Genomic DNA, 24,890 nt, shown 5'->3' with positions numbered 1-24,890 from the left:
CCACAGGCCACGGTTCTCGTGGCCTGTATCGTTCCTTCCCAAGGTTATCCACAGCGTGATCCCCGCCGTTTGTGCGCAAGTCACTGAATGCTGGCGTTTTTTTGATCAATCATCGCCAAGCCACGGCGGACGTGGCCTGGAAGGCAGTCTCTACAGGTTATCCACAGGCAGGTGCACGTTTAAACTGGATAACCCGATCCGTCCTCACAAGTCGGTGCGCAGCACCAACTCCACCATCAAGTCGTCGGCCAGGGTTTCCAGGCGCGATTGCAGCACGTCCAGTGAAAGAGTCAGCGGTACCGCCAGAATCGCCTCGGCGTGAAACAGTGGCTCGCTGCTCATCGGTGCCGGGCGCACCTCGGTCACCAGCCGTTCGAGGTTGACGCCCTGTTCGCTCAGCAATCGGGTGATATCGCGCACGATTCCCGGACGATCATTGCCCACCAGTTCCATGGCAATCGGTTTCCAGGTGCAGGCCTGTTCAATACCGCTTTCGGCCACCAGCACGCGAATGCCCTGCGCCGACAGCGCTTGTAAGGCATCGACTAATTCGTCGTAAGCCTCCGCCGGCACACCGACCCGCAGAATCCCGGCGAACTGCCCGGCCATGCGCGACATGCGGCTTTCCAGCCAGTTGCCGCCGTGCTCGGCGATGCATTGGGCGATGCGCTCGACCTGCCCGGGCTTGTCCGGCGCGAAGACGGTGAGTACGAGGTGATCCATGGCGCAGCCCTCTTGTCATGACTTTTGTTATAGAAAAGCAAGTATAGGCAAGCCGGCCGGCACTGCCGTGATGACGGCAAACGAGGGGCCATAGCAGACGCATAGTATTTATGTGTACAACTTTTGATATTTAGCTGGAACAATCCATTGGTTTTTTGAGAACATCCCGTTCCGCGCCGTGACCGCAATGCGTCATGGGGTCGCAGAACGACGTAATTAGTCTGATTTTCACAACCGCAAGTCATCATGTAGTATGCCGCAGCGCGCACTACATAACGTTGGATCGATGTCTGCCCAAGGCACGTTCGCAACCCTGAAAGCCCCGTCAGCAAGGCCCCCAAGCCGTTGATTGGTCCCAGCCCAGCCGCCAGCGATGGCATGTACTGGTCGAGGGGTTTGTGGTTTAAATGGCCAGAGGCTTCATTGTCAAATTGAAGAGCTGAAAAGCGAAATAGCTGAGCAGAGTGAGGCAAGCAATGACTGAACACGTTCAAGTCGGTGGCCTGCAGGTCGCCAAAGTCCTGTTCGACTTCGTGAACAACGAAGCCATTCCCGGTACCGGCCTCACCGCCGACAAATTCTGGGAAGGTGCCGACAAGGTCATTCACGACCTGGCGCCGAAGAACAAAGCCCTACTCGCCAAACGCGATGACTTCCAGGCCCGTATCGATGGCTGGCACCAGACCCGTGCCGGTCAGCCGCACGACGCCGTGGCCTACAAAGCCTTCCTGCAAGAGATCGGTTATCTGCTGCCAGAAGCGGCTGATTTCCAGGCAACGACGCAAAACGTCGATGACGAAATCGCCCGTACCGCCGGCCCGCAACTCGTGGTTCCGGTGATGAACGCCCGCTTCGCCCTCAACGCCTCGAACGCCCGCTGGGGTTCGCTGTACGACGCCCTGTATGGCACCGACGCCATCAGCGAAGCCGGCGGCGCGGAAAAAGGCAAAGGCTACAACAAGGTGCGTGGCGACAAAGTCATCGCCTTCGCCCGTGCGTTCCTCGACGAAGCGGCGCCACTGGCGGCCGGCTCCCACGTCGATTCCACCGGCTACAAGATCGCTGACGGCAAACTGGTCGTCACCCTCAAGGGCGGCAGCAACAGCGGCCTGCGCAACGATGCACAGCTGATCGGTTTCCAGGGCGACGCCAATGCGCCGATCGCGATCCTGCTGAAGAACAACGGCCTGCATTTCGAAATCCAGATCGACGCCAGCACCCCGGTCGGCCAGACCGACGCCGCCGGCGTCAAAGACATCCTGATGGAAGCGGCGCTGACCACCATCATGGACTGCGAAGACTCCGTGGCCGCCGTCGATGCCGACGACAAGGTGGTGATCTACCGCAACTGGCTCGGCCTGATGAAAGGCGACCTGGCAGAATCCGTTTCCAAGGGCGGCCAGACTTTCACCCGCACCATGAACCCGGATCGTACCTACACCAAGGTCGACGGCAGCGAACTGACCCTGCACGGCCGCTCGCTGCTGTTCGTGCGTAACGTCGGCCACCTGATGACCATCGACGCGATCCTCGACAAGCACGGCAACGAAGTGCCGGAAGGCATCCTCGACGGTCTGGTCACTTGCCTGGCGGCGATGCACAACCTGAGCGGCAACACCTCGCGCAAGAACACCCGTACCGGTTCCGTCTACATCGTCAAACCGAAGATGCACGGCCCGGAAGAAGCGGCGTTCACCAACGAACTGTTCGGTCGCATCGAAGACGTGCTGGGCCTCAAGCGCAACACCCTGAAAGTCGGGATCATGGACGAGGAACGCCGTACCACGGTCAACCTCAAGGCCTGCATCCAGGCGGCCAGCGAGCGCGTGGTGTTCATCAACACCGGCTTCCTCGACCGTACCGGCGACGAAATCCACACCTCCATGGAAGCCGGCCCGATGGTGCGCAAGGCTGACATGAAGGCTGAAAAGTGGATCGGCGCCTACGAGAACTGGAACGTCGATATCGGTCTGAGCACCGGCCTGCAAGGTCGTGCGCAAATCGGTAAAGGCATGTGGGCGATGCCCGACCTGATGGCAGCGATGCTCGAACAGAAAATCGCTCACCCGCTGGCCGGTGCCAATACTGCCTGGGTTCCATCGCCGACCGCCGCTGCGCTGCACGCGCTGCACTACCACAAGGTCGACGTATTCGCCCGTCAGGCCGAGCTGGCCAAACGTGCCCGTGCTTCGGTCGATGACATCCTGACCATCCCTCTGGCGGTCAACCCGAACTGGACGCCGGAACAGATCAAGAACGAACTGGACAACAACGCCCAGGGCATTCTCGGTTACGTGGTGCGCTGGATCGACCAGGGCGTGGGTTGCTCGAAAGTGCCGGACATCAACGACGTCGGCCTGATGGAAGACCGTGCAACGCTGCGTATCTCCAGCCAGCACATCGCCAACTGGCTGCGCCACGGCATCGTGACCGAAGCGCAAGTGATGGAAAGCCTCAAGCGCATGGCGCCGGTGGTGGACCGTCAGAACGCCAACGATGCGCTGTACCGTCCGCTGGCGCCGAACTTCGACAGCAACATCGCCTTCCAGGCGGCGGTCGAACTGGTGATCGAAGGCACCAAACAGCCGAACGGCTACACCGAGCCGGTCCTGCACCGTCGTCGTCGCGAGTTCAAGGCTGCCAACGGCCTGTAACCTGCGGTTGATGCCGGACATGAAAAAGCCCTGATCTTTCGATCAGGGCTTTTTTTGTTTGTGCCGGAACAACTAAGGCTCTATGCCGAGCTCATGTTTGACCAACCCCAGCAACTTCGCCGTATCAATCGGCTTGAGCAGAAAATCCACCACGCTCAAATGCATCGCCGCAATCGCATCCTTCACGTCGGCATCACCGGACACAATGATGATCGGCATCGCCGCCCGCGCCGACTCTCGCACCTGACGAATCAGGTCCAGCCCGTCGACATGACCCATCCGCAGATCGGTGATCACCAGGCCGATCGAAGGTTTTTCCTCGATCATCTTCAGCGCGGACTCGCCGCTGGCTGCCGTCATGCAACGAATGCCGTCCAGTGCCAGGATCTCCGACAGCAGCTCGCGGGCGTCCTTGTCGTCATCAACGATCAGTACCCGCTGCGGCGGCAGGTCGGGTTCCAGCATGACGGCGCTGAGCGCTTCCCGCTCGGCGTCGCTCAAAATATCGTGGTCGGACATGGCGTTCTCTACGTTTTCAAAATCGATCCCCTGGCACAGTGGTCAGACATCGCTGGGCAGAGCTTCAATGTGCACTTCGTCGGATTTTTTTCCAAGGGGCGAACCCGAGAATTTCCGACTGTTTGTGTAGGGCATATCCGAAAACTACCCAACGGCATGCCAAACCTAGACTTACGTCCAATGGGCACCCTGCGCGCCGGAGTCGACCATGGCTGCAACGATCCAATAACAACAATTCGAAAAAGACTGCGGTAATGGTTATGAGTAAAGCGGACGCCTTCACCCAGGCAGGGAAAACCGCGGTGTTGCAGAACATTCAGGGCACATTGCAGTTTCTCCAGCGCTTCCCCCCTTTCAATCAGATGGAACACGCCCACCTCGCCTATCTGGTGGAGCAATGCCAGCTGCGTTTCTACGGCCAGGGCGAGAGCATCATCAAACCCGCCGACGGGCCGGTCGAACACTTCTACATCGTCAAGCAGGGCCGGGTGGTCGGCGAGCGTCCGCACACGGCCAAGGGCGGCACCGAAACCACGTTTGAAATCACCACCGGCGAGTGTTTTCCCCTCGCCGCGCTGCTCGGCGAACGGGCGACCCGCACCGAACACCTGGCCGGCGAAGACACCTTTTGCCTGCAACTGAACAAACTGGCGTTCATCAAGCTGTTCGCCCTCTCCAACACCTTCCGCGACTTCGCCCTGCGCGGGGTCAGCAGCCTGCTGGATCAGGTCAACCAGCAGGTCCAGCAGAAAGCCGTGGAAACCCTCGGCACCCAGTATTCGCTGAACACCCGCCTCGGCGAATTGGCCATGCGCCATCCAGTCACCTGCAGCCCGACCACGCCGTTGCGCGAAGCGGTGAAGCTGATGCACGAACAACAGGTCGGCAGCATCGTCGCAGTGGATGAACACAAGGCACCGCTGGGGATTTTCACCCTGCGTGACCTTCGGCATGTGGTGGCGGAAGGTGTCGGCGACTTCAATGAACCGATAGAACGCCACATGACGCCCTCGCCGTTCTATCTGTCGCCGGATCACAGCGCCTTCGACGCGGCAATCGCCATGACCGAACGGCATATCGCCCACGTCTGCCTGGTCAAGGATCAGCGATTGTGTGGCGTGGTTTCAGAGCGCGATCTGTTTTCGCTGCAGCGGGTCGATCTGGTACACCTGGCGCGGACCATCCGCAGCGCCCAGCGGGTTGAACAACTGGTGACCCTGCGCGGCGAGATCGGCCAGCTGGTGGAGCGCATGCTCGCTCACGGTGCCTCTTCGACACAAATCACTCACATCATCACCCTGCTCAACGATCACACCGTGTGCCGGGTGATCGAACTGACCCTCGCCGAGAAAGGCGACCCCGGTGTGCCGTTCAGTTGGCTGTGTTTCGGCAGCGAAGGCCGACGCGAGCAGACCCTGCACACCGATCAGGACAACGGCATTCTGTTCGAAGCCCGGGATGCGGCCCATGCGGCGGAGATTCGCGGCAAGTTGCTGCCCATCGCCCAGCAGATCAATAACAGCCTGGCGCAATGCGGCTTCACCCTGTGCAAGGGCAACGTCATGGCCGGCAATCCGCAGCTGTGTTTGTCCCGCGCCGAATGGGCCCGGCGCTTTGCCGCGTTCATCCGCGAGGCAACGCCGGAGAACCTGCTGGGCTCCAGCATCTATTTCGACCTGCGGGTGGTCTGGGGCGATGAACAGGGTTGCGAGCAATTGCGCCGGGGGATTCTCGATCAGGTAGGCGACAATCGATTGTTCCAGCGCATGATGGCCGAGAACGCCCTGCGCAACCGTCCGCCAGTGGGGCGTTTCCGTGAATTCGTGCTGACGAAAAAGAACGGCGAGAAAGCCACGCTGGACCTGAAGATCCAGGGCCTGACGCCGTTTGTCGATGGCGCACGCCTGCTGGCACTGGCCAACGGCATCGATGCGAACAACACCCTCGAACGTTTCCGCCAGTTAGTCGATAAAGAAGTCATCGAGCGGCTGGATGGCGCAGCTTACGAAGAGGCCTATCACTTCATCCAGCAGACGCGCATGCAACAGCATCAACTGCAGACCCGGGAAAACCTGCCGTACTCCAACCGGGTCGATCCGGACAGCCTCAATCATCTGGACCGGCGCATCCTGCGTGAATCCCTGCGCCAGGCCCAACGCCTGCAAAGCAGCCTGACCCTGCGGTATCAGCTATGAGCCTGTTCTCGTGGCTGCGTCCGGCCAGCCCCGTTCTGCCGGACGATTTACGACAACGCCTGGCGCAACTGCCCGCGGTCCTCGAACTGAGCGAGTGCAGCCTGCGTGAACAGCGCTGGGTGGTGCTGGATCTGGAAACCACCGGGCTCAACCTGAACAAGGACCGGGTGCTGTCGATTGGCGCGGTGGTAATCGAAGACGGCGCCATCGATTTCAGCCAGCAGTTCGAACGCACGCTGCAATGTCGTGAACTCAAACTCGGCCCCAGCGTGTTGATCCATGGTTTGGGGCCGAATGCGATTGCTGCCGGCAGCGAGCCGGCCGAGGCATTGCTCGAGCTGCTGGAGTTTATTGGCGACAGTCCGGTGTTGGCGTTTCATGCGCCGTTCGATCAGCACATGCTGGGCCGGGCGGTGAAGGAACATTTGGGCCACAAGTTGCAGCAGGTATTTCTGGATGTCGCAGACATTGCACCGCTGGTTTGCCCGCAGGCTCACATTCGCGAGGCAGGTCTGGATGAGTGGATCAACTGGTTCAAGCTCGAAGTGTTCGAGCGCCACCACGCCAGCGCCGACGCATTGGCCACGGCGGAGCTGGCGTTGATTCTGTTCAGCCGGGCGCGTCAGCAGCAGATTCATAGCCCATTGAATTTGCAGCAACGCCTGAGCCAGTGGAAGCGCCGCCAGCAGACACATTCGTTCTGAGCCCCGGGTTGTCGCCCGACAACCCGACCGGTGGCCAATTGCTAACCATTCCCACCTCTGCCACAATCGCGAACAATTCTCGTTGGTTAACATTTCCCAGTCGGTGCCTTCGTGTCGTCAGCCCAAAGCCCTCACAGTGAGCTCGTCGGTGCGTTGTATCGCGACCATCGCGGCTGGCTGCTGGCCTGGCTGCGGCGCAACGTGGCTTGTCCGCAACGTGCAGAAGATCTGAGCCAGGACACCTTCGTGCGCCTGCTTGGTCGCGAAGAACTGCTGACACCCCGCGAGCCCCGGGCCTTTCTGGTGGCGATCGCCAAAGGGTTGTTGTTCGACTATTTCCGTCGCGCCGCGCTGGAGCAGGCCTATCTCGCCGAATTGATGCTGATCCCCGAAGGCGAACAGCCGTCGGTGGAAGAGCAGCAACTGATACTCGAAGACCTCAAAGCCATCGACCGCCTGCTCGGCCAGTTGTCGACCAAGGCTCGCGCCGCATTCCTCTATAACCGTCTCGATGGCCTGACCCATGCCGAGATCGCCGACAAACTCGGCGTGTCGGTGCCGCGCGTGCGCCAGTATCTGGCCCAGGGCATCCGCCAGTGCTACATCGCCCTGTACGGTGAGCCGACATGAACCCCGCCAGTTCCAGACCGGTGCCGGCCCATGTACTGGATGCGGCGATTGCCTGGCAGTTGACCCTCGATTCCAGCACGCCACTGGAGCGCGAAGAATTCGCCAAATGGCACGCCGCCAACGAAGAACACGCCCGCGCCTGGCGCCAGTTGGGCATGCTCGACCAGCGTTTCAGCATGGCCAGCGGTCCGGCCCGCGCCGCGTTGCTGCAATCGCGCGAAGGCATTCGCCGGCGTGTGCGCAAGCTTGGCAGTGGTCTGGCCAGTGTTGTCGCGGTGATCGGCCTTTCGCTGTTTGCCGCAGAACACTATCTGCCGCTGGATTACTGGCTCGCCGACCAGCGCACCGCCACCGGCGAACAACGCACCGTGCGGCTGGCAGACGGTACCGTGGTCAATCTCAACACCCACAGCGCCATGGATGTGCGGTTCGATGACAAGCAGCGCCTGGTGGTGTTGCAGGAAGGCGAAATCCTCATAGAGACCGGCCATGGCGATGCACGACCGTTCATCGTCGAAACCCGCGAAGGCCGCATGCGTGCGCTGGGCACGCGGTTTCTGGTCAAGCGCGAAGAACAGGGTACGCGCCTGAGCGTGTTGCAATCGGCCGTCGCGGCGCATCCGCAATCCGATCCGCAGGAACAGATCCTGCGTGAAGGCCAGCAAGTGCTGATCCGCAATAACGGTCTGGATTCGGTGGTGGCGCTCAACCCCGGTGCCGATGCCTGGACCCGGGGCATGCTGGTGGTGGACAACGCCCGCCTGGAAGACCTGGTGCATGAGCTTGGCCGCTATCGTCGCGGTCATCTGGGCATTGCGCCGGAAGTCGCTGACCTGCGCATTACCGGCAGCTTCCCGCTGCACGATACCGACAAAGCGTTGAGCGCCCTGCTCCCGACCCTGCCGGTGCAGATCGAGCAGCACACGCCGTGGTGGGTCACCGTGGCCAAGGCTGATCCGAAGCCCTGACACACCGCGTTGCCTGCTCGCCCTCCCCCCATGAAAACGGACTTTCAGCTGACTTCAGCCGCCATGCCGTCCGTTAATCGAAATTATTTTCATCCAGCCCTATCACTTTTCGAATCTCGTCCGGCACACAGGCAATTGAGAAATATTTCCATTCAGGAGCCGCCGTATGTCCCGTTCGCTAGACACCTTGTTGCGCCCCAGTTTGCTGGCGGTCGCCATTGCTCTCTGCACCCCGCTGGCCAGCAGCCAGCTGATCGCCGCTGAACAGGCGTCGAGCGTACGCGCCTACAACCTGCCGGCCGCGCCGCTGTCCACCACCCTGAACCAGATCGCCAGTCAGGGCAGCCTCACGCTGTCGCTGAATCCGTCGCTGGCAGCCGGCAAGACCTCGGCGCCGGTCAACGGCCAATATGACGCGGCAGGTGCATTGAGCGCTGCCCTGCGCGGCACCGGCCTGCAACTGGAGCAGAGCAGCACCGGCACTTACACCTTGGTCGCCGTGCCGGAAGGCGTAATGGCCTTGCCGGAGACTTCGGTGATCGGTGTGGAAAACACTGAAAGCGCCTGGGGCCCGGTCGAAGGCTACACCGCCACCCGTACTGCCGCCGGCACCAAGACCGACACCGCGCTGGTCGAAGCGCCGCGCTCTATCTCCGTCGCCACCCGCCAGCAGATGGACGACCGCAGCGTGCACAGCCTTGATGACGCCGTGCGCTACATGCCGGGCATCACCGCCAGCAGCTATGGCAGCGACACCCGCGCCGACTGGCTGCGCGTGCGTGGCTTCGAACCGACCCAGTTCCTCGATGGCCTGCCGCTGCCAAAAGGCGTGTACGCCAACCCGAAACAGGAAACCTGGAACCTCGACCGCCTCGCCCTGCTGCGCGGCCCGGCCTCGTCGGTTTACGGCCAGACCCCGCCAGGCGGCTTGCTGGACATGGTCAGCCGTCGCCCGAGCGATGTTCAGAGCAGCGAAATCCAGCTGCAATACGGCAGCGACAACCACCGTCAGATCAACTTCGCCAGCACCGGCAAGATCGACGACGCCGGCCAGTTCCTCTACGGCCTCAGCGGCGTGGTTCGTGACAGCGGCACGCAGGTCGATCACGTCGACAACAAGCGCTACAACATCGCGCCGAGCCTGACCTGGAACATCGACGACAACACCAAGTTCACCCTGCTGACCCAGTTCACCCGCGACGATACCGGCATCACCAGCCAGTTCCTGCCGGTGCAGGGCACCAAGATCGACATGCCGTTCGGCAAGGTTTCCCATCACAAGAACCTCGGTGATCCGGACTGGGAATACTACGACCGCACCTACTACGCACTCGGTTACGCCTTTGAACATCGCCTGAACGATGTGTGGCAGTTCAAGCAGAATCTGCGTTACACCAAGTCAGAGCTGTCGTTCCAGAGCCTGACCCCGGGTTCGTATCCGTACACTCAGGTGGACAACGCTGGCAACGTCGGCCGCACCAGCACCAGTGTCAATGAGGACATCAGCCAGTTCGCCGTGGACAACAACTTCCAGGCCGACTTCGCCACCGGCGACATCCGCCACACCCTGTTGCTGGGTCTGGATCACCAGCGCAGCAACAACAACTACACCTCGATCTTCGGTGACGGCCTGACCACCAACGTGCTCAACCCGATCTACGGTCAGCCGATCGTGCGTCCGGCGCGCTCCACCGCCTTCTACGACTATGAGCAAAAGACAAACCAGACCGGCCTGTACGTGCAGGACCAGATGGCCCTCGACCAATGGCGCCTGACCCTCGGCGGTCGTGAAGACTGGGTGCACACCGGTACGAAGTTCATCAACAAGGCCGATGCGACCAACACCGACCGCGACAAGGCCTTCAGCGGCAACGCGGCACTGAGCTACGTGTTCGACTCGGGTTTCGTGCCGTACATTTCCTACGCCGAATCCTTCCAGCCCACCAGTGGCGCCGACGCCTCTTCCACGGAATCGCTCAAGCCGACCGAAGGCAAGCAGTGGGAACTGGGCATCAAGTACCAGCCGCCCGGCAGCAAGACCCTGCTGTCCGCCGCCGTGTATGACCTGACCCAGAAAAACGTCTCGGTGAGCTCCTTCGTCAATGGCGTATCGATCACCAGCCAGACCGGCGAAGTGAAAGTCAAAGGCCTGGAGCTGGAAGCCACCTCCGACGTCACCGAAAACCTGAAAGTCATCGCGGCCTACACCCTGGCCAAGTCCGAAGTGCAGAACGGCGTCGACAAGGGCAACCGCCTGCAACTGATGCCGAACCAGCAAGCCTCGCTGTGGACCGATTACACCTGGCACAGCGGCGTGCTCGACGGCTTCGGCATCGGCGGCGGTGTGCGCTACACCGGCAACACCTACGGCGACAAGGCCAACACCTGGCTGGGCAAGGCCGACGCCTACACCGTGTTCGATGCCAGCGTGCATTACGACCTCGGTCGCCTGGACAACAGCTTGAAGGGCGCATCGCTGGCCCTCAACGCCACCAACCTGTTCGACAAGGACTACATTTCCACCTGCGACAGCTTCTACTGCTACTACGGCGACCAGCGCAGCGTCGTCGCCAGCGCCACCTACAAGTGGTAATTGCTTGAGCTGAAACAGGCCCTGCAACCAGGCCGTCCCTCGTGGACGGCTTTGGTGTTTTTGAAGGTCATGAAATGAAAAGTAAAACAATCCGTCGCTGGTCGCTCGTCCACACCTGGACCAGTCTGATCTGCACCGTGTTTTTGCTGCTGCTGGCCCTGACCGGCCTGCCGCTGATTTTCCATCATGAGATCGAGCACCTGCTCGGTGACGCTCCGGTGGTGCGCGAGATGCCGGCCGACACGCCGCACCTGAATCTGGCGCAACTGGTGCAAGCCGCCGAGGCCCATCGCCCCGGTGAAGTCGTGCAGTACTTCGGCTTCGAAGACGACGAGCCGAACACCGTGCTGACGATCATGGCGAAGACCGCCGGCACCGAGCCGAACTCCTCGCACACCTTCATGCTCGACGCGCGCACCGGCGAAGCCCTGGAAACACCGTCGGCCAACGGTGGCCTGATGCTGTTCATCCTGCGCCTGCACGTCGACATGTTTGCCGGCCTGCCGGGCAAGTTGCTGCTGGCGTTCATGGGTGTTTTGTTCGTGGTCGCCATCGTGTCCGGAACGGTGTTGTACCTGCCGTTCATGCGTCGCCTGGACTTTGGCACCGTGCGCCGGGACAAATCCACCCGCCTGCGCTGGCTCGACCTGCACAACCTGATCGGCGTGGTGACCCTGACCTGGGCGCTGGTGGTGGGAGTCACCGGAGTGATCAGCGCCTGTGCCGATCTGATCATCGCGGCCTGGCGCAACGATTCGCTAAACGCCATGATCGCGCCCTACCGCGATGCCCCGCCGCTGACTTATCTCGCCCCGGCCACCCGCCTGCTGGATATCGCCAGCGAAGTCGCAGCGGGGATGAAACCGGACTTCATCGCCTTTCCCGGTACGCGGTTTTCCAGCGAGCACCATTACTCGGTGTTCATGAAGGGCGGCACCCACCTGACTTCGCACTTGCTGACGCCGGTGCTGATCGACGCCAGCACCCTGCAGGTCACGGCAGTCGCAGAACGGCCGTGGTACATGGACGCCATGGGCATGTCGCAGCCGCTGCACTTTGGCGACTACGGCGGCATGCCGATGAAAATCCTCTGGGCCACGCTGGACGTACTGACCATCATCGTCCTCGGCAGCGGCGTGTACTTGTGGGTGGTGCGACGTAAAGCGGCGAAGCCGGTACTGGAAACAATGGAGGCTTCGACATGAAACCGCGTCAGTCGAACTTCTGGAAAGTCTTCAGCACACCGCTGGTGATCGCGTTGCTCAGTGCGGCGGGGCTGTTCGCCGCACTGCTGGGCGACGGAATCTGGGACGGCTTGAGCTGGATCGGTCTGGGTGTGCCGGCCGCACTCGCCTTGCGCGGTCTGCTGTGGCGAAGCTGAAAAACCTGTGGGAGCGAGCCTGCTCGCGATAGCGTCTGTTCATTCACAATCCAGGCGACTGAGAGTCCGCTATCGCGAGCAAGCTCGCTCCCACAAAAGGCTTGAGCCAAGTCGCTGACAGGCTATGCTGCCCGTTCATTGCCCTTGACCGAGACCCTGCCGATGTCCGCTCCCAGCATGACCCTGTTCCACAACACCCTGTCCCCGTTCGTGCGCAAAGTCATGGTGCTGCTGCACGAGACCGGCCAGCAGGATCGCGTCGCCCTGCAGGACTGCGTCCTGACACCGGTCAGCCCGAACGCTGCGCTGAACGAAGACAACCCGCTGGGCAAGATACCGGCCCTGCGCCTGGCCGACGGCAACGTCATCCATGACAGCCGGGTGATCCTCGATTACCTCGACCACCAGCACGTCGGCAATCCACTGATCCCTCGCGACGGCTCGGCCCGCTGGCGGCGCCTAACACTGGCCTCGATGGCCGACGGGATCATGGACGCCTCGGTGATGGTGCGTTACGAGCAAGTCCTGCGCGCCCCGGAGAAGCACTGGGACGAGTGGCTCGAGGCCCAGCGCGACAAGATCCGCCGCACCCTGGCGCTGCTGGAGCACGACGCCATCGCCGAACTGACCAGCCATTTCGACGTCGCCGCGATCAGCGTGGCCTGCGCACTGGGTTATCTGGATCTGCGCTTCCCGGATCTGGGCTGGCGTGAAGCCAACCCGCAACTGGCCAACTGGTTCTTTGAAGTGAGCCAGCGCCCGTCGATGATTGCGACAATGCCGAAAGTCTAGGCCGACTGTTCCGGCCCCTTCGCGAGCAAGCTCGCTCCCACACTGGAACGCGTGCACCTGTGGGAGCGAGCTTGCTCGCGAATGCACCAGCGCGGTTCAACTGGCAGAAACCCGATAATCCGCGTCATCAACACCTCCGCCTCCCGCTGCTCCTCACGCAACCCCACGAACCGGCTCATTGCACCGCTCCGAGATCAAACTCCAGGGGCTTGGCCGGTTTCTGCCCGACGCCATACCAGTCCAGATTACGGGTCAGCACCATGAACACACCCAGCAGGCCGAACAGCAACAGCGAGCCCATCAGCAGCGCGTAATCCTCGGCGCTCAGCAAGCCGTAGAGCAGGCCATACAACGCCGCCAGCCCCGCCGAAAAACTCAGGCCGTGACGCACACTGCGCAACACATGGCAGACATAGAAGCCAATCAACAACACACAACCACTGGCCGACAGCAGATACGCCAGGGCAAACCCGATGTGTTCCGACAGCGACAGCAACAACAGGTAGAAAAACGCCAGCGCCACCCCCACCAGCGCGTATTGCACCGGGTGTACCGCCAGGCTCTTCAGCACTTCGAACAGGAAGAAACCGGCGAACGTCAGGACAATGAACAGCAGCGCATATTTGATCGCCCGTTCACTCTTCAGGTACTGATCTACCGGATCGATGAAACTCACCCCGAAACTGCGCCCGTTGAACGCCTCGCAATCGTTGCCAGAAACGCAACGATTCATGGCTTCTTGCAGGTTGGTGGAGAAAAACGAGGTCTGCCAATCGGCGGTGAAGCCCTGATCGGTGACTTCTCGTTTGGCCGGCAGGAAGTTGCCGATGAAGCTTGGGTGCGGCCAGTTGGCGGAAAGATTCACGCGACTGGTCTTGCCCACCGGCAGCACCTGCAACGAGCCGGTGCCCTGCAAACGCAGATCGAAACCGAAGGCCAGTTCCGTGGCCTGAGTTGTATCGAGTGCCGGCAACGTCGCCCGAACACCCTCGCCGAGCCAGCCCACTTGCGTGCCGGGCACGAAGTCCAGGCGTTGCGAACCGAGTTCCAGTTTCAGGGCATTTTCGATCCCGCGAATGTCGCTGATGCCGATCGCCAGAAACGGTGCATCGAAGTGGTAATCGGTGAAGTCCTCGGTAATTCCCAACTGCGCCGGCAGCGAGAAATGCCCGCTGATGCGGTTTTCTGCATGGAACAGCCGCGCCTCGTAAATGCCCCGGGCTCGCAGCTCGGTCTGCACCTGGCCGTCGAGTTCGAAGCGCTCCGGCAGGAAGTACAGGCGACCACGTTCTTCGCTGAGCTCCAGATATTGCTCGCCGTTTTTTTCCCGGGTCTTCCAGGTGCGTATCACTTTGCGATACGGCACCACCATCACCGGCCCGCTGATCTGCTGGCTGTAGCTTGAACTGCGGGCGATGTCTTCAAGGACACCATCGCGTCGTTGCTGGCGATCGTCGATGATGCCGTCGATCATCAGCAGTGGCACCAGTAACAGCAGGATCAGCAGGGCAATCGCCCCCAGTTTGAATGTCAGGTTTTTGTTCATGGCCACGCCCCTCGTTTGAATGAGGCGAGTCTGGAAGTGCTGTGTGGTTTTGTTATGGAGGTTGTGTGGGCTTTACGTGGAAATACCTGTAAAAAGCTTTCTTCCAGGAGCAACGAGCAAACTTGCCCGCCACCAGCGGACAAGGCAGGAATAAAGGACTATTGGATTGCGAAACAACTCATTCGATTTGATCAGGCACGTTGCCGCGCTATTGGTGCTGGTCAGCCATCACTTCGCCCTCACAGGGTCGGAAGGTCCGGGAATTGCCGGCTACAACTCGCTGGGCGGGATCGCGGTCATCGCTTTCTTCTCGATTTCCGGCCTGCTGATCACCCTCAGCTTCCTCAATGCCAACAGCTTCACCGACTACCTGAGCAAGCGCATCGCACGGATTTTCCCGGCACTGATCGTCTGCGCCTTCATGATGACTTTTGTGGCCGGCGCGGTGTTCGCCGAGGGCTATGTGACGGACTCCGCCGCCCTGATCGACTTCCTGCGTATTTCACTGTTCGGCCGGGCGAACATCGAAGAAATCACTGAAGCCTTTATCTTCAGCGAATCTTTCAACGGCAGCCTGTGGACGCTGAAAATCGAATTCGCCTTTTATCTGCTGGTAGCGGTCGCGCTGGGCCTGTTCCGCCGGGCCGCGACGGCCGCTGCGTTGCTCGTGGCGTTTTGTATTGCGACCTATGTGCTGGGTAATGCACCGGTCACGGCACTGACGCAGAAACTGGCGTTGTATGGCTGTGCCGGTATCGCTTTCTTTGCCGGGTCGCTGGTGGCTTTCTACAGGCAGCATCTGGGTGCCAGGCACCGATTGGTCATCACCCTGGCGACCTGTCTGGGCCTGATTCCGCTGGCGGCGGGAACGTCGCTGTCCGGGGTGGTCGTCACGCTATGCATTTGCCTGGCCACATTGAGCCTGGGTCTGCTGTACGTCGATCACACTATCCGGGGCCGGTTCGATCTGTCTTACGGCATCTATCTGTATGCGTTTCCGGTACAGCAGTTGGTGATCAACAAGACGTCACTGGCGTTCGTGCCGTCCATGATCGTGTCGACGCTGATCGTGATCGTGTTGGCCGCTGCCTCATGGATCTGGATTGAACGACCAGCGCTGCAGTGGGTGCACCGTCGAAGCAAGGCCCGAATCAATCAGGTGATGACGCCGTCCTGAGCAGAAAGCGGGTCACTCGTGTGTTCACGGCAGGAGCAGTTGGACCTGCACGCCACCTTCCAGGTTGTCGATGCGCAGAGAACCACCGTGTAACTTGACTACTTCTTCGACGAAATTAAGCCCGAGCCCGGTGCTTTTGCGCCCGCTGTCCGGACGCGGTAATGAATAGAATCGCTCGGTCAGACGCGCCAACGCGTAATCGGGAATCGACGCTGCTTCGTTGAACAGCCGGAACTCGATCTGCTCGCCAACCCGCTCGGCGTCAAATCGCAACACTCCCCGTGGCGGCGTGAAATCCAGGGCGTTCTCCAGCAAATTGCCCAAGGCCTGACGCAGCAGAAATGGCTCGCCGATCAACGACAGGTCCGCCGCGATGGTGCACTCGATTCGCAGCTGTTTACCTTCAATACGTGCGGCCTGTGCCTGCAACACTTCATCGACCAGCGCCGCAAGCGGTACGGCGACGCGCTCCTCAAGCGCCTGACGCTGCTCCACCTGGGCCAGATCGAGCAGCCGTTCGATCAACTGCTGCATGCGCGCACTTTCGCTGTCGATGTTGCCGACGAAACGCTGGCGTTGCGCCAATGGCATTTCGCTCTGCAGCAACTCGGCAGCACCGCGAATCGCCGCCAGCGGGCTCTTCAGTTCATGGGTCAAGGTGTGGACGTAACGTTCGACGTAGGCCTTGCCTTCAAGCTGGGTGCGCATCTGTTCCACAGCGCTCGCCAGTTGTTCCAGCTCGCCGCCACGGTAATGCGGAACTTCCACCCGGCGCCCTTCGCTCACGGCCTCGGCATAACGGGTCAACCGGTGCAGTGCCCGGCTCAGCCACCATGACAACAGCGCACCGAACAGCAGACCCAGGATGATCAGCCCGGCGCCATAACCCAGCAGACGGCGCTCGGTCCGGTCGACGTAAGGTTGCAATGAACTGTTGGGCTTGGCCACGGTGACCACGCCGATGATCTGGCCATCATCGCGGATCGGCGCGCCGACGTGCATCACCGAGGAATTCGGGTCATTCGGGTCACTGCGGCTGGAGCGCGCGCCGTATTCACCGCGCAGGGTCAGGTAGACGTCGTTCCAGCGCGAGTAATCCTGACCGACCGCCAGACCGCTGGAATCCAGCACCACGATGCCCTTGGCGTCGGTGACGTAGATGCGGTGGTTGACCTGGTTTTTCGGCAGGCCCCAGATCGTCGCTTTCGGCTGGCGCTCGCCATAGGCGCGGAGCAGTTCCGGCCAGCGATTCTGGCTGAGGGTGCCGGCCTTGAAATCGTCCTTGAGGATTTCCGCCATCAGGTTGGCGGTATCGACCAGGGTTTCCTCAGTGGACTGGCGCACGCCGGGGCGGATTTCTTCCATCACGGTGTTGAGCACAAAATAACCAGTGAGGCCGATAAACAGTACGTACACCAGGAAAATCCGCAGCCCCAGTGACATCAGCTGTGCCCCGGACTGTAGCTGTAGCCGAGGCCGCGATGGGTCTGGATCGGCTCGGCCTCGGCGCGAATCAGGCGCAACTTGGCGCGCACGCTCTTGATGTGGCTGTCGATGCTGCGCTCATAGCCGGCGTCGGCTGCCACACCCAGCGCATCGAGCAGCTGCTCGCGGCTGAACACCCGCTCCGGTTGTTCGAGCAGACATTGCAGCAAACGAAATTCCTGACGGGTCAGGCTCAACGCCTGGCCGCGATAGCTGATCTGCACGCGTTCGGGATCGATGCGAAACACTCCCGACCAGGCTTCGGCCGGCGGGCGCGGCGCCATGCGCTTGAGAATCGCCCGGACCCGCGCCGCCACTTCCCTTGGGCTGAACGGCTTGACCACGTAATCGTCGGCGCCGATTTCCAGGCCCACCACCCGGTCAATCTCGGCATCCCGGGCACTGAGAAACAGCACCGGCACTTCGCTGAACCGGCGCAGTTGCTTGCAGGTTTCGAAGCCGCTGATATCCGGCAGGCCGATGTCGAGGATGATCAGGTCGGCCGGTGTCTGGCGCTGATGCTCCAGCGCTTGCGCGCCGAGGCTCAGCCAGGTCGTGGTGAAGCCCTCGCCCTGCAAGGCAAAAATCAGCGTGTCGGCAATCGCCGCTTCGTCTTCGACAATCAGGATATGAGGCATGGCGTCCGAGCCTGTGGAATGAGTGCGCGAACGGTGCCCCAAGCCTGACGTTACGTCAATGAGACCACCAGCGTCGCGTCTCACAAATACGTTCATCTTTTGACGAGTGGCTGTTGCCGTCAGGCAAGGCGCCGCGACGAGTCATAGCTGGCTATGGCGAGGAGCGGCAACGCAGCATGACGGCGACAGACGCCGTCAAAAGGGAACAGTATTTGCGAGACGCGACGCTCTAGCAGTCCGGCTTGTCGGCGGTGAAACGCCGCGCCGGGTTTACCGCTGCACCGAACTCACGCAAGGCCTTGGCACCGATCAGCAACGGGTAGTTGAAGTGGCTGCGGTCGGTCAGGTTGACCTCGACGGTACGCTTGACGTTGCCCAGGCACAGCTCCAGATCGACCACCGGACGCTTGGCCACTTCGGTGCTTTCACCCTCGTCTTCTTCATCCGAGCGGCTCTTGATCTTGCTGATCCGCGCGATCTTGTGTTCGAACACCTTGTTGCTGGCGTCCTTGGTGGCGAGGCGGAAGCGAACCCAGTCTTCACCGTCGCGGGTGAAGGTCTCGATGTCCTTGGCCGACAGCGAGGCGGTCAGCGCACCGGTGTCCATTTTCGCCTTGAGCACTTGCCCGCCGATTTCCGGCAGCGCGATGTATTCGTAGCGTCCGTACAGGGTCGGCTCGGCGGCCAGCACCGGCAGGGCAACAAGGGAAAGCAATGCAAGGAGGGATTTCACGTAATGGGCTTCCTTGGGAAATGGGGGCGACTGACGCGAGATTTTAGACCGCTGTTCGCTTGATCGTTCCCGCAAGGCTAACGCGCCAAAGGTGAAACATTCGTAACCCATGATTTGGCCTGTCGGCCCGAAGCCACTTATCATGGCGCGCCCATCCGCTTTCAAGAGTTGCTTATGCGCCGCCTGCTCACCGGCTGTCTCGTCACCCTGCTGCTGTTGCTCAACACCCTGGTGCTGTTCGGCCCGCTGATGGTGTTCGCCCTGCTCAAGCTGATCCTGCCGGGACGCTTTCGCGATTACGCCTCGTGGGCGGTGATGTGGATCGCCGAGACCTGGGCGGAGATCGACAAACTGATCTTCCGCCTGTGCATCCCGACACAATGGGACATCCGTGGCGGCGATGATCTGCGCGGCGACACGTCGTATCTGGTGATCAGCAACCATCAGTCCTGGGTTGATATCCCGGCGCTGATCCAGACCCTCAACCGACGCACGCCGTTCTTCAAGTTCTTCCTCAAGAAGGAACTGATCTGGGTACCGTTCCTCGGCCTCGCCTGGTGGGCGCTGGATTACCCTTTCATGAAGCGCTACACCAAAGCGTTCCTGGCGAAACACCCGGAACTGGCGGGCAAGGATCTGGAAATCACCAAAGCCGCGTGCGAGCTGTTCAAGCGCCAGCCGGTGACGGTGGTGAATTATCTGGAAGGCACCCGCTACACTGCGGCCAAGAGCACGCAGCAACAATCACCGTTCAGCCATTTGCTCAAGCCCAAGGCCGGCGGTGTGGCGTTTGTACTGGCGGCGATGGGTGAACAACTGGACGCGATTCTCGATGTGACCGTGGTTTATCCACAACCGAAGATTCCGGGGTTCTGGGACCTGATCAGCGGCAACGTGCCTCGGGTGATCATCGATATCCGGACTCGTGAACTCGACCCGGCGCTGTGGCAAGGCGATTACGAAAACGATCCGGTGTTTCGCGAGAAGGTCCAGAGCTGGGTCAACCAGCTCTGGACCGAGAAAGACCAGCGCATCGCCGAACTGCGCGGCGAGCGCGGCTGAATCAGCTGCCGCTGCCCCAGATGCTGCCCAGACTTTGCAGCAACGAGCCGCCGACACCCTGCTGACCGAGGTATTGCAGCAGGATCGGGGCAAACTGGCCGACCATGCCGCTGTCCATGCCCAACGCACCGAAGGCATTGTTCAGATCATTGGTGTCCTTGACGTTACCCAAGGCATTTTCCAGCCCGGCGGATTTACCCGAGGAGCCGAGCAGACCGCTCAACGCCGCCAGATTGCCGCCACCACCGGAGAGTTTGTCGATCCCCGGCACGTCCTTTGCCAACTGCGAATAGTCCGTGTTGCTGAGTTTGTTCTTCGCCAGCCCCAGCATGGCACTGGTACCGCCGACCGCTTGCTGCGGCGTGACATTCAGCGCGCTCAGTGCACTCAACAGCCCGGCGGTTTCCGAGGTTGGCGCCGCTGCCGCAGCCTTGTCACCGCCCTGCATGCCCGATACCGCACCGGCGACGTCGTTCAGGCTGAAACCGGCAAACACCGGACCAGCCGCCAGGGTCAGGAGCGATGCCAGGGCAAAACCGCGTGAAATCTTCATTCAGACATCCTCTTGTGGCGTGAAAACCCTTCGTCGACGAAGAGTAAAACTGCCGGTTTGACCGAGTATCCACCGACATGTTCCGAGCGTAGCGCATCCATTCTGAACCCGGCCGCGTATATGAAACGTGAAACGCCGGATACCTCATGATGAATGGCACGAGCGCTGTCGCTGAACTAGCCTGTGAACTATCCGAAACCAGCGCCCGTCCTGTCTGGAGACTCGTCATTACCCTCGCCGACACCGATCAGCTCCGGCAATTGCTGGCCCAGTGCTCACTGGGCGACCGCCGTGCCTTTGAAACACTGTACCGCAGCGTGGGGCCGCGCCTGCACGGTGTGGCCTTGCGGTTCATGGGGCGCCCGGATCTGGCCGAAGAAGTGTTGCAGGAAAGCTTCGTGCGGATCTGGAACAACGCCTCGCGCTACGAATCGCACCTGTCGGCGCCGATGACCTGGATGATCAACATCACCCGCAATCAGGCCATCGACCAGCTGCGCAAACACCGGGACAGGCCTTTGACTGATTTCGAGCAGGAAGCCCTGGTGGATGAAAATCCTTCGGCCCATGACCTGTTGAACAGCGCCCGCGAAGCCACAGCCCTGAACCGCTGCCTGGAAACCCTCGAAGGCATGCAGCGCCGGTCGATCACCGTGGCTTACTTTCAGGGTTTGTCCTGCTCGGAACTGGCCGAGCATCTGGCCGCGCCGCTGGGCTCGGTCAAGTCATGGATTCGTCGTGGCATGGAACGCCTGCGCCGGTGCCTTGAATCATGAACTACCAGACCCCTGCCCTGCGCCGCGCCCTCGCCGCCGATTACGCTATCGGCCTGATGGCTGCGCCGGCCCGTCGGCGTTTCGAGCAATTGCTGCTGGAAGACGCGGCCCTGCGTGCCGAACTGGCGCTCTGGCAGGAAAGCCTCGCCAGCCTCACCGAAACACTGCCGGAGGTTCCGGTGCCGGAGCGCGTGTGGCACGGCGTTACCGCGCGGATCGAACCGCAAGAACTGCATGTGCCCGAAAAACGTCCGTTCTGGAACTGGCTGCGGGTGACAGCAGCCCTCGCCTCCATCGTGGTGCTGGTGTTCCTCGGCTCGCTGTACACCCACGACGACGCCCGCTACCGCGCCACGCTGCTGAGCGCCGATGCGCAACCGGCGCTGAAGGTCGAGGCCCATGACGACTACCTGCAAGTCGAGCCGCTGACACTGGCGGCCGTCGATCCACAGCGCAGTCTGGAACTGTGGGCGATTCCGGCCGATGGCAAGCCCATTTCGCTCGGTGTGATTCCGGCGGGCGGCAAAGGCAAGGTTGAACTGAGTGAGGCACAGAAGGCGCTGATCGGCAAGCCGATTGCGCTGGCGGTCAGTCTTGAACCGAAGGGTGGGTCGCCGACCGGACAGCCGACGGGGCCGGTTCTTTATCAAGGGGCGTTGGCCGCGCTGTAACAACCATAAAAAACGGCGACCTCAGGTCGCCGTTTTTTTGTGCTCTGATGCTTACGCCGCACTGAACAACTTGTGCGGATCAATCACAAACTTCTTCGGCACGCCCGCATCGAACTCGCCGTAACCTTCCGGCGCCTGATCGAGGCTGATGACCTGCACGCCCACCACTTCGGCAATGTTGATGCGGTCCCACATGATCGCCTGCATCAACTGGCGGTTGTACTTCATCACCGGGGTTTGCCCTGTGTGGAAGCTGTGGGATTTGGCCCAGCCTAGACCGAAGCGAATGCTCAGGCTGCCCATTTTCGCGGCGGCATCGACAGCGCCCGGATCTTCGGTCACGTACAGGCCCGGGATACCGATCTTGCCGGCGACGCGCACCACGCCCATCAGCGAGTTCAGCACGGTGGCCGGGGCTTCGGATTTGACGCCGTCGTGACCATGGCCGCGAGCTTCGAAGCCCACGCAGTCCACCGCGCAATCCACTTCAGGTTCGCCCAGCAGCGCGGCAATCTGTTCGTGCAGCGGGGTGTCTTTCGACAGGTCGACGATTTCAAAACCCTGAGCCTTGGCGTGGGCCAGGCGGATGGTGTTGACGTCACCAACGATCACCACCGCAGCGCCGAGCAGACGGGCCGAAGCGGCAGCCGCCAGACCAACCGGACCGGCGCCCGCGATGTATACCGTGCTGCCCGGACCGACGCCAGCAGTGACGGCGCCGTGGTAACCGGTCGGCAGGATGTCGGAGAGGCAGGTCAGGTCACGGATTTTCTCCATGGCCTTGTCGCGGTCCGGCAGTTTCAGCAGGTTGAAGTCGGCGTACGGTACCAGCACGTATTCGGCCTGGCCGCCGGTCCAGTCGCCCATGTCGACGTAACCATAGGCACCGCCGGCACGAGCCGGGTTGACGGTCAGGCAGACGCCGGTGTGTTGCTCCTTGCAGGAACGGCAGCGCCCGCAAGCCACGTTGAACGGAACGGACACCAGATCGCCGATTTTCAGGCTTTCGACGTCGCTGCCCTTCTCGATCACTTCACCGGTGATCTCGTGCCCCAGCACCAGACCGACCTGAGCCGTGGTACGGCCGCGCACCATGTGCTGGTCGGAGCCGCAAATGTTGGTTGAAACCACACGCAGGATGACACCGTGCTCGATCTTCCTGCCGCGCGGATCCTGCATTTTCGGATAGTCGATTTTCTGTACTTCGACCTTGCCAGCGCCGAGATACACCACACCACGATTGCCAGACATGCTTTCACCTCGCTGTTGTTTTTATGGAACCGCGCCGCCCAGACAGGCAGCGCGTTAAGTGCTCGGGTTATTGCTTGTTGGTCTTGCGTTGTTATGACTTAAAGAACGACGGTGCGATTGGCGTTCAGGAACACCCGCCGCTCAATGTGATATCCGACTGCCCGGGCCAGTGTCAGGCCTTCGATGTCGCGGCCCTTGGCAATCAGGTCTTCCGGGTAATGACTGTGATCCACCGCCTCGACGCCCTGGGCGATGATCGGCCCCTCGTCGAGGTCGTTGTTGATGTAGTGCGCGGTCGCGCCCACCAGCTTCACGCCCTTGTTGTAGGCCTGGTGATACGGCTTGGCACCCTTGAAGCCCGGCAGCAGCGAGTGATGAATGTTGATCGCCTTGCCATCGAGCTTGCGGCACAGCTCTGGCGACAACACCTGCATGTAGCGGGCAAGGATCACCAGTTCGGCGCCGGACTCTTCGATCACCTGCCACACTTGACGCTCTTGCGACGGCTTGTCGTTGGGGTCGAGGGGGAAATGGTAGTAGGGAATCTGGTGCCAGTCGGCCAGCGGCTTGAGGTCCGGGTGGTTCGACACCACCGCCGCCACGTCCATCGACAACTGGCCGATGCGCTGGCGGTAGAGCAAGTCGTTGAGGCAGTGATCGGCCTTGGAGACCATGATCACCACTTTCGGCCGGTAGTTCGGCGCGGTCAGCTCGAAGATCATGCCGAACGCCTGACCGCGCTCGGCGAGGCCGGCGCGGAAGGATTGCTCGTCAAAACCGTCGGGCTGACGGAATTCCACACGAATGAAAAAACGGCCCGAGAGCCGGTCATCGAACGAGTGGTGCTCGGTGACGTAGCAACCCTGCTCGAACAGAAAACGCGTCACCGCGTCCACGGTGCCGAGAACGCTGGGGCAGTCGGCGGTCAAAATCCATGTGTCTGGGGCGCGGCTCATGGTGCGGTGACTCCTGTTCTTTGTGCGGGGTGTCAGGGAATTTCCCCTCACCCTAGCCCTCTCCCGGAGGGAGAGGGGACTGACCGGGTTGTTCTTTCGAGCTACGCCGACGTGAGAAACCGAGTCGAACTCAGGCTTTGAAATCAACCGAGATCAGCTCCCTTTCCCCCTCTCCCCTTGGGGGAGAGGGTTGGGGTGAGGGGGAAATCTCAGACCCTACACGCAAGCAAGATCGACGCAATTCACCTCAAGCCTGAACGCTCAACCCGTACTCAGCCGAGGCATCCTGCAACCACAACCACCAATAATCCGAGAAGCTGCGACGGATCAGCAGTTCCCAGGTGTCTTCGGCGGTGTGGCGAATCATCAGCTGCGACTTGGCGAACACCGTGCCCACGGCCTTGCCGACCGGGAAGTTGTTCGGATGCACGTCGTAGCTGGTGGATTTCATCAGCACCTGACGCACGTTCGGCCCGCTCAGTTCGAGCACCTGCTGGCCGCCGCTGACGTTGACGATTGCGATGTGCAGATCGCCCAGCGCTTCGCGCAATTTCTGCTCGGCAGCGAACTCTTCGCCGCTCGGCACGATCAGCAGCCACTCGTCCGGGCCCATCCACTGCAGGCTGGTTTCACCTTTGACGATCACGCTCAGGGCTCCCGGCAACTCGATGCCCAGGGCCTTGTGCACACCGGCGGCGAACGCGGCATCGTGGCCGTCGCCACGAATGGTCAGATGGCCAAGAAGTTTCTTCTCGCGCACGGTCACGCCGGCGCTTTTGCGGCCCTTGCCCACCAGGCTGGCGAGGTCGGCGTGATGCAGCGACGACTCGGCCTTGGCCCCGGTGGTCGGGCGTTGTTGGTAAACGTTGGCTGCGGTCATAAA

Annotated in this window: 23 protein-coding genes; 13 read left to right on the top strand and 10 right to left on the bottom strand. The window is 61.2% G+C overall.

Annotated elements, in window-relative coordinates:
* Positions 1-204: 204 nt before the first annotated feature.
* Entirely contained in the window at positions 205-723 is a 519-nt protein-coding gene (locus tag OQ248_RS13225; RefSeq protein WP_011336250.1) for a glycine cleavage system protein R, read from the bottom strand.
* 476 nt (positions 724-1,199) lie between these two features.
* Here OQ248_RS13225 and OQ248_RS13220 point away from each other — a divergent pair, with 476 nt between their 5' ends.
* The gene (locus OQ248_RS13220; protein ID WP_265813054.1) at positions 1,200-3,377 is read left to right on the top strand and encodes a malate synthase G; all 2,178 of its coding nucleotides are present in this window, start codon (positions 1,200-1,202) and stop codon (positions 3,375-3,377) included.
* A 72-nt stretch (positions 3,378-3,449) separates the two neighbouring features.
* Here OQ248_RS13220 and OQ248_RS13215 read toward each other — a convergent pair whose 3' ends face one another.
* A complete protein-coding gene (locus OQ248_RS13215) occupies positions 3,450-3,896 on the bottom strand; it encodes a response regulator (protein ID WP_134828326.1) in 447 nt (148 codons plus the stop codon).
* Positions 3,897-4,150: 254 nt separating this feature from the next.
* Between OQ248_RS13215 and OQ248_RS13210 the strand changes: the two genes are divergently transcribed.
* The 8 genes from OQ248_RS13210 to OQ248_RS13175 all read left to right on the top strand — a co-directional run bounded on the left by OQ248_RS13210 (position 4,151) and on the right by OQ248_RS13175 (position 13,159).
* Positions 4,151-6,091, top strand: a complete 1,941-nt coding sequence (locus OQ248_RS13210) for a putative nucleotidyltransferase substrate binding domain-containing protein (protein WP_114885950.1) — start codon at positions 4,151-4,153, stop codon at positions 6,089-6,091.
* Positions 6,088-6,795 carry a 3'-5' exonuclease gene (locus OQ248_RS13205; RefSeq protein WP_119427615.1) on the top strand — a complete coding sequence of 236 codons (708 nt, stop codon included), beginning with the start codon at positions 6,088-6,090 and terminating at the stop codon, positions 6,793-6,795. Before OQ248_RS13210 ends, OQ248_RS13205 begins: the two co-directional genes overlap by 4 nt.
* Positions 6,796-6,906: 111 nt before the next feature.
* Positions 6,907-7,425: an RNA polymerase sigma factor gene (locus OQ248_RS13200; RefSeq protein WP_085731669.1), complete on the top strand. Its 519-nt coding sequence runs from the start codon at positions 6,907-6,909 to the stop codon at positions 7,423-7,425.
* Positions 7,422-8,393 (top strand): FecR family protein, encoded by a 972-nt coding sequence (locus tag OQ248_RS13195; RefSeq protein WP_265813053.1) that lies wholly within the window; start codon positions 7,422-7,424, stop codon positions 8,391-8,393. The genes OQ248_RS13200 and OQ248_RS13195 overlap by 4 nt, the downstream gene beginning before the upstream one ends.
* A gap of 166 nt (positions 8,394-8,559) precedes the next feature.
* Positions 8,560-10,986: a TonB-dependent siderophore receptor gene (locus tag OQ248_RS13190; protein WP_265813052.1), complete on the top strand. Its 2,427-nt coding sequence runs from the start codon at positions 8,560-8,562 to the stop codon at positions 10,984-10,986.
* 74 nt (positions 10,987-11,060) lie between these two features.
* On the top strand, positions 11,061-12,191 hold the full coding sequence (locus OQ248_RS13185) for a PepSY domain-containing protein (protein WP_265813051.1): 1,131 nt from the start codon (positions 11,061-11,063) through the stop codon (positions 12,189-12,191).
* Entirely contained in the window at positions 12,188-12,367 is a 180-nt protein-coding gene (locus tag OQ248_RS13180) for a hypothetical protein (RefSeq protein ID WP_065259090.1), read from the top strand. The genes OQ248_RS13185 and OQ248_RS13180 overlap by 4 nt, the downstream gene beginning before the upstream one ends.
* Before the next feature lie 162 nt (positions 12,368-12,529).
* Positions 12,530-13,159 (top strand): glutathione S-transferase, encoded by a 630-nt coding sequence (locus OQ248_RS13175; protein WP_085709173.1) that lies wholly within the window; start codon positions 12,530-12,532, stop codon positions 13,157-13,159.
* A 175-nt stretch (positions 13,160-13,334) separates the two neighbouring features.
* On the opposite strand, the gene creD is transcribed toward OQ248_RS13175, so the two are convergent.
* Positions 13,335-14,705 carry a cell envelope integrity protein CreD gene (creD, locus tag OQ248_RS13170; RefSeq protein WP_265813050.1) on the bottom strand — a complete coding sequence of 457 codons (1,371 nt, stop codon included), beginning with the start codon at positions 14,703-14,705 and terminating at the stop codon, positions 13,335-13,337.
* Between the two features lie 166 nt (positions 14,706-14,871).
* Between creD and OQ248_RS13165 the strand changes: the two genes are divergently transcribed.
* Positions 14,872-15,882: an acyltransferase gene (locus OQ248_RS13165; RefSeq protein WP_265813048.1), complete on the top strand. Its 1,011-nt coding sequence runs from the start codon at positions 14,872-14,874 to the stop codon at positions 15,880-15,882.
* A 24-nt stretch (positions 15,883-15,906) separates the two neighbouring features.
* On the opposite strand, the gene creC is transcribed toward OQ248_RS13165, so the two are convergent.
* The 3 genes from creC to OQ248_RS13150 all read right to left on the bottom strand — a co-directional run bounded on the left by creC (position 15,907) and on the right by OQ248_RS13150 (position 18,738).
* Positions 15,907-17,325 carry a two-component system sensor histidine kinase CreC gene (gene creC, locus OQ248_RS13160; RefSeq protein WP_265813047.1) on the bottom strand — a complete coding sequence of 473 codons (1,419 nt, stop codon included), beginning with the start codon at positions 17,323-17,325 and terminating at the stop codon, positions 15,907-15,909.
* Entirely contained in the window at positions 17,325-18,005 is a 681-nt protein-coding gene (gene creB / locus OQ248_RS13155) for a two-component system response regulator CreB (protein ID WP_265813046.1), read from the bottom strand. Before creB ends, creC begins: the two co-directional genes overlap by 1 nt.
* Before the next feature lie 229 nt (positions 18,006-18,234).
* Positions 18,235-18,738, bottom strand: coding sequence for an ATP-dependent zinc protease (locus tag OQ248_RS13150; RefSeq protein WP_119427607.1), 504 nt, complete (start codon positions 18,736-18,738; stop codon positions 18,235-18,237).
* 174 nt (positions 18,739-18,912) lie between these two features.
* Here OQ248_RS13150 and OQ248_RS13145 point away from each other — a divergent pair, with 174 nt between their 5' ends.
* Positions 18,913-19,800, top strand: a complete 888-nt coding sequence (locus tag OQ248_RS13145; protein WP_265813045.1) for an acyltransferase — start codon at positions 18,913-18,915, stop codon at positions 19,798-19,800.
* Position 19,801: 1 nt separating this feature from the next.
* Here the strand turns inward: OQ248_RS13145 and OQ248_RS13140 are convergent, their stop codons facing one another.
* Positions 19,802-20,353 carry a DUF2780 domain-containing protein gene (locus OQ248_RS13140; RefSeq protein ID WP_119427605.1) on the bottom strand — a complete coding sequence of 184 codons (552 nt, stop codon included), beginning with the start codon at positions 20,351-20,353 and terminating at the stop codon, positions 19,802-19,804.
* 149 nt (positions 20,354-20,502) lie between these two features.
* Here OQ248_RS13140 and OQ248_RS13135 point away from each other — a divergent pair, with 149 nt between their 5' ends.
* Both OQ248_RS13135 and OQ248_RS13130 read left to right on the top strand, forming a co-directional pair.
* Positions 20,503-21,129 (top strand): sigma-70 family RNA polymerase sigma factor, encoded by a 627-nt coding sequence (locus OQ248_RS13135; RefSeq protein WP_265815093.1) that lies wholly within the window; start codon positions 20,503-20,505, stop codon positions 21,127-21,129.
* Positions 21,126-21,800 carry an anti-sigma factor gene (locus OQ248_RS13130; RefSeq protein ID WP_265813044.1) on the top strand — a complete coding sequence of 225 codons (675 nt, stop codon included), beginning with the start codon at positions 21,126-21,128 and terminating at the stop codon, positions 21,798-21,800. Before OQ248_RS13135 ends, OQ248_RS13130 begins: the two co-directional genes overlap by 4 nt.
* Positions 21,801-21,851: 51 nt before the next feature.
* Here the strand turns inward: OQ248_RS13130 and fdhA are convergent, their stop codons facing one another.
* From fdhA to soxG, 3 genes are all read right to left on the bottom strand, one after another.
* Positions 21,852-23,051 (bottom strand): formaldehyde dehydrogenase, glutathione-independent, encoded by a 1,200-nt coding sequence (gene fdhA / locus OQ248_RS13125; protein WP_011336270.1) that lies wholly within the window; start codon positions 23,049-23,051, stop codon positions 21,852-21,854.
* Positions 23,052-23,149: 98 nt separating this feature from the next.
* Positions 23,150-24,007, bottom strand: a complete 858-nt coding sequence (gene purU, locus OQ248_RS13120) for a formyltetrahydrofolate deformylase (protein ID WP_008086918.1) — start codon at positions 24,005-24,007, stop codon at positions 23,150-23,152.
* A 247-nt stretch (positions 24,008-24,254) separates the two neighbouring features.
* Complete coding sequence (gene soxG, locus OQ248_RS13115; protein ID WP_096817792.1) at positions 24,255-24,887, bottom strand: sarcosine oxidase subunit gamma family protein; 633 nt, start codon at positions 24,885-24,887, stop codon at positions 24,255-24,257.
* Positions 24,888-24,890: the final 3 nt, after the last annotated feature.

Origin of the sequence: Pseudomonas sp. COW5 (genome assembly GCF_026240005.1) — a bacterium.
In the GTDB taxonomy this organism is placed as follows: domain Bacteria; phylum Pseudomonadota; class Gammaproteobacteria; order Pseudomonadales; family Pseudomonadaceae; genus Aquipseudomonas; species Aquipseudomonas kribbensis.
The sequence above is the reverse complement of the archived record's forward strand: the minus strand, read 5'-3'. Positions and strand labels throughout refer to the sequence as shown.